At 77.0% G+C, this 9,300-nt stretch carries 8 protein-coding genes and 1 pseudogene; 4 read left to right on the top strand and 5 right to left on the bottom strand.

All coding sequences use genetic code 11. The features are described 5' to 3' along the window. Nucleotides 1–326 (top strand): annotated as a pseudogene (locus AC0CYZ_RS01910) (serine/threonine-protein kinase); the annotation flags it as partial. A 70-nt stretch (nucleotides 327–396) separates the two neighbouring features. On the opposite strand, the gene AC0CYZ_RS01905 reads toward AC0CYZ_RS01910, so the two are convergent. Then, nucleotides 397–1,077, bottom strand: coding sequence for a response regulator (locus tag AC0CYZ_RS01905; RefSeq protein ID WP_472211739.1), 681 nt, complete (start codon nucleotides 1,075–1,077; stop codon nucleotides 397–399). Further along, entirely contained in the window at nucleotides 1,074–2,450 is a 1,377-nt protein-coding gene (locus tag AC0CYZ_RS01900) for a sensor histidine kinase (protein WP_472211736.1), read from the bottom strand. Before AC0CYZ_RS01900 ends, AC0CYZ_RS01905 begins: the two co-directional genes overlap by 4 nt. Before the next feature lie 212 nt (nucleotides 2,451–2,662). Between AC0CYZ_RS01900 and AC0CYZ_RS01895 the strand changes: the two genes are divergently transcribed. From AC0CYZ_RS01895 to AC0CYZ_RS01885, 3 genes are all read left to right on the top strand, one after another. Beyond that, complete coding sequence (locus AC0CYZ_RS01895; RefSeq protein WP_472211733.1) at nucleotides 2,663–3,955, top strand: PspC domain-containing protein; 1,293 nt, start codon at nucleotides 2,663–2,665, stop codon at nucleotides 3,953–3,955. Continuing rightward, nucleotides 3,948–4,226, top strand: coding sequence for a hypothetical protein (locus AC0CYZ_RS01890; RefSeq protein ID WP_472211730.1), 279 nt, complete (start codon nucleotides 3,948–3,950; stop codon nucleotides 4,224–4,226). Before AC0CYZ_RS01895 ends, AC0CYZ_RS01890 begins: the two co-directional genes overlap by 8 nt. 84 nt (nucleotides 4,227–4,310) lie before the next feature. Next, nucleotides 4,311–5,969 carry an amidohydrolase gene (locus tag AC0CYZ_RS01885; RefSeq protein ID WP_472211727.1) on the top strand — a complete coding sequence of 553 codons (1,659 nt, stop codon included), beginning with the start codon at nucleotides 4,311–4,313 and terminating at the stop codon, nucleotides 5,967–5,969. A gap of 15 nt (nucleotides 5,970–5,984) precedes the next feature. On the opposite strand, the gene AC0CYZ_RS01880 is transcribed toward AC0CYZ_RS01885, so the two are convergent. From AC0CYZ_RS01880 to AC0CYZ_RS01870, 3 genes are all read right to left on the bottom strand, one after another. Beyond that, the gene (locus tag AC0CYZ_RS01880; RefSeq protein WP_472211724.1) at nucleotides 5,985–7,223 is read right to left on the bottom strand and encodes an FAD-dependent monooxygenase; all 1,239 of its coding nucleotides are present in this window, start codon (nucleotides 7,221–7,223) and stop codon (nucleotides 5,985–5,987) included. Nucleotides 7,224–7,262: 39 nt separating this feature from the next. Beyond that, nucleotides 7,263–8,243: a hypothetical protein gene (locus AC0CYZ_RS01875; protein ID WP_472211720.1), complete on the bottom strand. Its 981-nt coding sequence runs from the start codon at nucleotides 8,241–8,243 to the stop codon at nucleotides 7,263–7,265. Between the two features lie 126 nt (nucleotides 8,244–8,369). Next, nucleotides 8,370–9,300 (bottom strand): aminotransferase class I/II-fold pyridoxal phosphate-dependent enzyme (locus AC0CYZ_RS01870; protein WP_472211717.1); only part of this gene is annotated, 931 nt, incomplete at its 5' end.

The following is a 9,300-nucleotide window of genomic DNA, read 5'->3' as shown; positions in this document are numbered from 1 at the left end:
CCCCCGCCGACCCGAACGCGGCGATGGTGGCGGCGGTGCAGGACTACTACGGCATCGTCCCCGGCAACCCCGCCGCCGGGTGGGCGCGGCTGGGCCCGGACCAGCAGCGGTCGTCCGGCGGCTACGCCGCCTACGAGGGGTTCTGGTCGACGATCTCGGCGGTGCAGGTCACCGGGGCGACGGCGGTCGCCGACGACCGGGTCCGCGCCTCACTGCTCTTCTTCCCGCAGGGCCGCGCGCCGGTCCGGGAGACCCACGAGCTCGGCATGATCCAGGGCAGCAACGGCGCCTGGTTGATCGACTCCGACCAGCCGCTGCCGTCATAGGTGCGCTCCGCGCCTGTGAGCACTTTCCGGGGCTATAGCACCCGAAAGTGCTCACAGGGCCGGAGGCCACCTACACGAGCCGCCGGTCCGACGCCCAGCGCGAGAGCTCGTGGCGGTTCGACGACTGCGTCTTCCGCAGCACGCTCGACACGTGGGTCTCGACGGTCTTGACGGAGATGACCAGCTCGGCCGCGATCTCCTTGTACGCGTAGCCTCGCGCGAGCAGCCGCAGCACGTCGCGCTCCCGGCGGGTGAGCTGGTCGACCTCGGGGTCCACCGGCGGCGCCGCGCCGGGCCGGTCGGCGAACGCGTCGAGGACGAAGCCCGCGAGCCGCGGGCTGAACACCGGGTCACCCGCCCGCACCCGTCGTACGGCGTCGGCGAGGTCCCGCCCCGAGATCGTCTTGGTGACGTAGCCGCGGGCGCCGGCCCGGATCACCGAGATGACGTCCTCGGCCGCGTCGGACACCGAGAGCGCGAGGAACACGACGTCGGGGTACTCGACCCGCGTCCGCGCCAGCACCGCCGCCCCGCCGCCCTCGGGCATGTGGACGTCGAGGAGCACGACGTCGGGGCGGTAGTGCCCGATGCCCGCGACCGCCTCGCCGACCGAGCCGGCCTCGCCGACGACGGTCACCCCCGCCGCGCCCGGGCCCTCCAGCTCGGCCCGCACGCCGCGGCGGAACAGCGCGTGGTCGTCGACGACGAACACGCGCACCGGCTCGTCGGTCGGGGCGGTCCCGGTACTCATGCGACCTCGCTCGTCGTGCGTTCGGCGGTCTCGGGGGCGGGCGCGGCCCGGGGCAGCGTGAGGGCCACCTCGGTGCCCTCCCCGGGCGTGGTGCGGACCCGCACCGTGCCGCCCTGGCGCTCGACGCGGGCCCGGATCGAGTCGGCGAGACCGTGGCGGTCGTCGGGCACGGCCTCCGGGTCGAACCCGCAGCCGCGGTCCCGGACGAACACGGCGACGGTGCCCGGGGCGTCCCCGGGGTCGTCGACCTCGGCGTAGACGCTGATCTCCTCCACCCCGGCGTGCTTGGCGGCGTTGACCATCGCCTCGCGGGCGGCGGCGACGAGCGCGGCGGTGCGCGGGTCGTGCCCGGCGTCCCCGACGACGACGGGCGCCACGGTCACCGCGAAGGCGTCCTCGACCTCCCCGGCCGCGGCGCGCAGGGCCGCCGCGAAGCAGCGGTGCTCCGGGTCCTCGACGGCGTCCTCCGGTCCCGCGGGGCGCTCGCGCTCGCCGTAGAGCCACTCCCGCAGCTCCCGCTCCTGGCGCCGGGCGAGGCGGCGGACCTCGCGGACCGCCGCCGAGTCCTCGTCGCCGCCCTCGGTGTGGCGCTGGATCAGCGCGAGGGTCTGCAGCACCGAGTCGTGCAGGTGGGCGGCGATCTCGGCGCGTTCCTCGGAGCGGATGCGCTCGCGGCGCTCGGCGGTCAGCTCGCGGGCGAGGCGCATCCACCACGGGACGGTGAGCACGACGACCCCGACGAGCGTCGCCGTGGCGGCGAGCAGCCCGAACTGGACCGCCCCCAGCGTGCCACTGCCCACCGCCGGGCTGACGCTGGCGAACAGGAACACCACGATCCCGCCGGCGACGAGCACGACGCCGAGCACGGCCCGGAACACGCCACCGCGCCCGGAGACGATCCGGGGTCGGCCGCGGCGCCCGGCCCGGGCGCCGTCGGTGTCCCCGTCGGCCTCGCGCCACACCACCGCGGCCCCGACCAGGGCGATGCCGAGGGGGCCCAGCACCCAGCCGGACACCTGCTCGCCGACGGCCGAGAGCACCAGGGCGAGCGCGAGCCCGAGCGCGACGAGCCCGTAGCCCCGCAGGCGGTCGCGGTCGTCGACCTCGCGCTCGGTGCCGGCCGGTTCCAGCGGGCAGAAGGCCCAGAGGCCGCCGTAGGCGAGCACCCCGGCGCCGCCCAGCGCGCAGAGCACGGTGAGCACGACGCGGACCCGCAGCACCGGCACGCCCAGGTGGTCGGCCACCCCGCCGGCCACGCCCGCGACGACCGCGCCGCGCCGGTGGCGCAGCACCCGGTGCGCGGGGTCGGGCGCCTCCGCGGCGTCGCCCGACCCCGCGGCGCGCAGCGGCTCCGGGGCGGTCACGGGAGCCATCGTCACACGTCCGCGGGCCGTCGGGCCTCGGGATCCACCGGTCGCGCACCCCGGGAAAACCGGGGGTCCCCGGAGGCGAAGACCCGGGGACACCCGGACGCCCCGAGCCGTGCCGTCCGTGACGCTCGATCGCAGTCGGCGCCCCACGCGCCGAGGACGGGATCGGCGGACGGCGCCCCACGGGTGCCGCCCGGACGGAGAGGATGGAGCCCATGAGCGGGCCGACCGGGACACAGCGCGGGGACCGCGCACGGGCGGGGACCGACATCGCGGGGGTCACGCGGTCGGCCTGGGAGACACGGCCGGCGCGCCGTGGCGAGGAGAGCAGGATCGCGGGGGTCGCCGGCGCGATCGCCCGCCGCTACGACGTGGACCCGACGCTCGTGCGGGTGGCGTTCGTCGTCTGGGCGATCGTCGGCGGCGGGCTGCTGCTCTACCTGCTCGGCTGGCTCGTCCTGCCCCCGGACCCGGCCGATCCGCCGCGGCGGGACCGCGCGGCGGGCGGGCGGGGCCCCGGGCGCCGACCGGGACCGCCCACGCTCGTCGTGGTCGCGACGGTGATCGTCGCCGCCGGGACGCTGATCCCCGCGTTCTCCGGGCGGGTCGTCACGCTCGTCGCGCTCGCCCTCGCCGGCGTCGCGCTGTACCTGGTGCACACCGCCCGGGCGGAGCTCGGCGTGGCGGGCACGCCGGCCGCCGAGGGCGCCCCGTGGCCCGCGTGGGCCGGGTCGGCGCCCCCGGCCGGGGCCTGGGCCGACGACGACGGCCCGGTCGACTGGGACCCGCTGGGCGCGGCACCCCGCGGGTGGAGCCTGCCCGCCGAGCCCCGGCCGCGGGCCGCCGAGCCGGCCCCGGTGCGGGGCCCGCGCTCGGTGCTCACCCCGGTGACGCTCGCGCTGGCGCTCGTCGCGGCCGGCCTCGCGGGGGCCGCCCTGCTCGTCGAGCTGCCCGGCGCGAGCCCGGTGTGGATCCCGGCCGCCGCGCTCGCCGTCGTCGGGCTCGGGCTCGTCGTGGGGTCGATCGCCCCGCGACGCCCGCGCCGCGGCCTCGTGGTGGCGGCGGTCCCGCTGGTCATCCTCACGGTGCTGGGCTCGCTCGCCGTCACCCAGCCCGGCTTCACCGCTCCTTGGACCGGGCCGGGCAACGCCGTCGAGCGCGGCGGCGGGGACGTGACGCAGGCGCCGACGGTGCCCGCGATGGTCGCCCCGCAGTACCGCACCGGATTCGGGGACATCGACCTCGACCTGACCCGGCTCGCCGTCGCCCCGGGGGCACCGCCGGTCCGTACGACGCTCCAGAGCGGCGCGGGGGACGTCACCGTGAAGGTCCCCGCCACCGCCGACGTGACCATGAGCTGTGACACCGGGATCGGCGACGTCGACTGCCTCGGCGCGACCTCCGCCGTGGCCGGCCGGGTCGACCTCGGCCCCGACGGCCCCGGCGGGCCCGTCATCGACCTGGCCCTGCACAGCGGCGCGGGCGACGTGGCGGTGCAGCGTGGCTGACACCGGCGGTCCCACCTCCTGGCACACTCCCGACTCGCCCTACACCGTCCACGCCGACGCGGGCCTGGCCACCGCCCGGCCCGAGACTCCCCCGCGGCGGCGGTTCGACCCGCTGGCGCTGCTCGTCGGGCTGGTCTGCCTCGCGGTGGCGGTGCTCGCCGTCGTCGCGCCCGCCACGCTCGCCGCGGTCGACCCCCGGTGGGTCCTCGCGGGAGCGGCCGTCGTCGTCGGGGTCGGGGCGCTGCTGGCGACGGTGCGCCGCCGCGGCTGAGCCGGTCCCCCGCGCGAGGGGAACCCCCGGTCGGCTAGAACGGCCGAGGGTTCCCCTCGCGCATGTCCGATCCCGGAGGCCGCCGTGCAGATCGATCTCCACGTCACCGACGCGGACGTGCTCACCCTCGACGGCGAGGGCACCGGCCCCCGCGCTCGGGGGCTCGCGATCCACCAGGGGCGCGTGCTCGCGGTCCTCGAGGACGGCGCGCTCCCGGCCGGGCTCACGGCACGGCGCACCGCGGGGTGCGGCGGCGCCACCGTCGTGCCCGGTCTCGGCGACGCGCACAACCACATGGCGTGGTTCGGCCAGACCCTCGCCGAGATCGACCTCTCGGTCCTGCGCACCCTGGACGAGGTCTACGACGCCATCGCCGTCCGGGCCGCGGACCTGCCGCCCGACGCGTTCGTCACCGGCGCCGGCTACGACGACGTCGTCCTCGGCGGGTCCCCGCACCACGCGGCGCTCGACCGCGCGGCGGGCGGGCGGCCGGTGCGGCTCCAGCACCGGTCGGGGCACGTGAGCGCGGGGTCGACCGAGGCGCTGCGTCGGGCCGGGATCCTCGACGCGTCCGGTCGCCGCGGCCGGGCCGCGGTGCCCGAGGGCGGGAAGGTGGTGCTCGACGACAACGGCGTCCCCACCGGCGTCGTCGAGGAGGCCGCGCAGCCGTTGCTCGCGGACCTGCTGCGCCCGTTCGCGGTGGAGGACGTCGCCGAGGCGCTGGCCCGGGCCTCCCGGGTCTACGCCGCGCAGGGGCTCACCCACGTCACCGAGTGCGGGATCGCGGGCGGCTTCATCGGGCGCACGCCCCGCGAGCTCGCCGCCTACCAGCAGGCCCGCGAGCGGGGGGCGCTGCTCCAGCGGGTCGTCGTCATGCCCGTCGACGCCGCCCTGCACGCGCTGCCCGGCGGGGACGGGGTCGGGCTCGACCTCGGTATGCGCACCGGCCTCGGTGACGACGACCTCCGCCTCGGCCCCATGAAGATCTTCCTTGACGGCGCGCTCAGCTCCCGCACCGCGGCGATGAGCGAGCCGTTCCACGACCGCGACCACGCCGGCTACTACCAGGACGACCCGGCGCACATGCACCACGTGGTCGTCGGCGCCCACCTCGCGGGGTGGACGGTGGCCGCCCACGCCATCGGCGACCGGGCGGTGGCGGCCGCGCTCGACGCGTTCGCCGACGCGCAGGCGCGGCTCCCGCGCCCCGAGGTGCGCCACCGCGTCGAGCACGCCGGGGTGGTCTCCGACGCCGAGGTGGTGCGCTTCGCCGCCCTGGGCGTCACGCCCGTGCCGCAGGCCCGCTTCCTGTACGAGATCGGCGACTCGATGCTCGCCGCGGTCGGCGAGCAGCGCGCGGACCTGCTCTACCGGCACGCGTCGTTCCTGCGGGCCGGGGTGCGGGTCCCCGCGTCGTCGGACCGGCCGTGCGTCGGGGACGGCCACCCGCTGCGCACGATGCAGGGGATGGTGCAGCGGCGCACCTCGTCGGGACGCACGATCGGTCCCGACGAGCGCGTGGACGCGGTGACCGCGCTGCGCTCGCTGACCGTCGACACCGCCTGGATCGCCGGCGACGAGGACCGCCGCGGCACCCTCGCCCCCGGGATGCTGGCCGACCTCGTGGTGCTCGGCGACGACGTCACCCGCGTCGAGGCCGACCGGATCGGGACCACCGAGGTGGTGGCCACGCTGCGCGGCGGCGAGCCGACGCACGGGGCGGCCGCGGTCGGGTTGGGCTGACCCCGCACGAGGGCGTCAGCCCGAAGCGATCTCCGGCACCGGGGCGGGCACCCGCACCCCGACCCGCCGCCCGGCCAGCCGCGAGAACCCCGGGATCGCCGAGAGCACCCGCAGCGCCGTCGGCGGGCCCACCACCCCGGACGCGTTGCGCTTCGCCGCCGCCTGCTCGGTGCGCACCTGCCGGCGCTGCTCGGCCTCGACGTCGGGCCGGCGCACCGCCTCGAGCCGCGCCGCGGCCGCGTCCACCTCCTCGGGACCGGCGCCCGCACGCAGCGGACCCACCAGCTGGTTGGCGAGCTCGGCCGCGTCGGCGAGCGCCAGGTTGATCCCGTTGCCGCCGACCGGCGACACCACGTGCGCGGCGTCCCCGAGCAGCACCACCCCCGGCCGCGACCACGAGTCGACGGTCGTGATCCGCACCGGCAGCAGCGTCAGGTCGTTCACCGACGTCAGCGCGGTCCGCAGCCGCGGCGCGAGCCACGGCAGCACCGACGCCACGGCGTCCACGAGCGGCCCGACGCCGCCCTCGCGCACCGCCGGGTACGTGCCCGCCGGGATCGACCAGCCCACCTGCCACTCGCCGGCGCCCTGGTCGAGCAGCGCGATCGTGCCGCCCGGGCGGGCGAACAGGTCGAGCCCGGAGTACGCCGGGTCGTCGTCGCGGCGCTCGACGGCGAACCACAGCAGATCGAGGCTCGCGCCCAGCTCCGTCGCCGTGATCCCCGCCGCGGCCCGGACCTTCGACGACCGCCCGTCCGACCCGACGACGAGGGCCGCGTCGAGCCGGTGGGTCACCGCGTCGACGGTGTACTCGACACCGACCACGCGACCCTCGCCGTCGTCGTCGCCCCCGGACCGCACCAGCGCCGAGAACCGTGCGCCCAGGCACACCTGGGCCCCGAACGCCTCGGCCCGCGCCGCGAGCCAGGGCAGGAACCGGGCCTGCGGGATGAGCGCGAAGAACGGGAACCGGCGGCTGGCGCCGCGGTAGTCCACGAGGTCGTAGGTCTTCGCCGGGGTGTGCCAGCGGAACATCTCGGACCGGGTGTGCGGGACCTCCGCGAGCAGGTCACGCGCGAGCCCGAGGTCGTCGAGGTACTCGAGCACCCCGGGCGCGAGGGTGTCGCCCCGGAAGCGCCGCGCGAAGTCGCGCCGGGCCTCGAGCAACGTCACCGCGACGCCACCCCGGGCGAGCAGGTAGGTCAGCAGCACCCCACCCGGTCCGCCGCCGACCACGACCACACGACCGTCCACCCCCGCACGCTAGCCCCGGGAGGTGTCGCGGGATCCCGCTCACCGCCCCCGCGCGGCGGACGGGCTCCGCGTCCAGGCCCGGTCGGGGCGCACGGCCGGACGGCCGGGCGCCGCCTCGGCCACCTCGGGCGGGAGGCCCCGCGGCGAGGGCAGCGACTCCGCGCCCGACCCGCGCCCGCCCTCCCCGTGCGTGCGGTGCCCGACCCGGTGGTCCCGCGGCACGAACGTGATCACCTCGCGGCAGCCGAGGTCGAGGAGCCGCTCGACGATGCCCTCGGTGCGGTCCCGCTCGACCGAGAGCCGCACGGTGCTCCACCCCGACGTCAGCGGGTGGACCTCGGGCGGACGCCCGGGGTCGACGAGCCCGGTGGTCTGCTCGACCAGCCCGCTGGGGCAGTCGTACTGGAGCAGGGCGGTCGCGGACGCCGTCCCGGCGGCGCGCAGCCGGGCGAGCACCTGGGTCCTGACCAGGCGCGTCACGTCGTCGCGGGGTGCGCGTCCCTCGACGACGACGAGGTGGCCGGTCCGGACCGTGCCGAGCCGGCGCATCGCGCGCATCGGCCCGGACAGGTCCGTCCGGCAGTCGACGACCGCGGCCACGGCGTCGGCGATGCCGAGCACGACGGCGTGCTCCACCGGGTCGAGGGGGACGACCCGACGGGCCGCGATCGTCGCGGTCGCGAGGTGGCGGCGGACCAGGTTCGGCAACGGCGTCGCGACCCGGGCGCCGTGCAGGTCGCCCTCGGTGCGGACCCGGGGCTCGGAGCTGAACAAGGTCAGCTCGTGGGCGCCCACGTCGAGCTCCAGTGCGACCGGGACCGACACGGACGCCTCGTCGACGGACAGCGACCCGGTCACCGCGAGGTGCAGGCCGCCCTCGGCCGCGTACATCGGGATGTCCCGCTCGGGCAGCGCGAAGACCTTGACCGGGGCGCCGAGCAGGGCGGGCGCGGCGAGCAGGCTCGCCGGGGAGGTGCCGTAGCCGGTGGCGTCGAGCAGCGATCGGGCGGCATCGGCCACCACACCACGGTCAGGAACAGCGATGCGCAGGACCACGGGCCACCTTCGGGGTCGCCGGCCGAGCCGGAGACGAGAACACTAGACCGCCCCCACACAGGTGGGGAGGAGGGGTCGCGGCGCGTCGCCTCAGAGCTTGCGCAGCCGCAGCAACGCGTCGGCGAGGACCTCGTCGCGCTTGCAGCAGGCGAACCGGACCTGGGTCTCGACGCCCACGGGCGACGCGTGGAACACCTGGTTCGGCACCGCCGCGACCCCGACGCGCGCCGGCAGCGACCGGCAGAACGCCAGCGAGTCGGTCTCGCCGAGCGGGGAGATGTCGGCGGTGACGAAGTAGGTCGCCTTCGAGTGGTAGACCTCCATGCCCAGGTCGCGCAGGCCCTCGGTGAGCAGGTCGCGCTTGGCCTGCAGGTCGCGGCCGAGCAGCGCGAACCGCTCGTCGGGCAGCCCGAGCCCCACCGCGACCGCGTGCTGCAGCGGGGTCCCGGAGGCGAACGAGAACCACTGCTTGACGTTCAGCACGCGCTCGATCAGCTCGGCCGGCCCCGTCGCCCAGCCGATCTTCCAGCCGGTGACCGAGAACGTCTTGCCGGCCGACGAGACCGTGACGGTCCGCTCCGCCATGCCCGGCAGCGTCGAGATCGGGATGTGGACCTCGTCGTCGAAGAGCAGGTGCTCGTAGACCTCGTCGGTGATCACCAGGAGGTCGTGCTGCCGGGCGACGGCGGCCACCGCCTCCAGCTCGGCGTGCGAGAGGACCGCGCCCGTCGGGTTGTGCGGGGAGTTGAGCAGGATGGCCGTCGTCCGGTCGGTCACGGCGGCCGCCAGCAGCTCGGGGTCGAGCCGGTAGTCCGGCGCCGAGATGCGCACCGGCACCAGCGACGCGCCGATGAGGGCGCCGGTGGCGGCGTAGAGGTCGTAGAACGGCTCGAGCGCGATCACCTCGTCGCCGGGCGCGACGAGGGCCATCAGCGCCGACGAGAGCGCCTCCGAGGCGCCCGCGCACACCACGACCTGCGACGCCGGGTCGAGCTCGATCCCGTAGAAGCGCCGCTGGTGG

This window comes from Actinomycetospora sp. (genome assembly GCF_055612215.1).
Note: the sequence above shows the minus strand (reverse complement) of the source record. Positions and strands in the feature narration are given on the sequence as shown.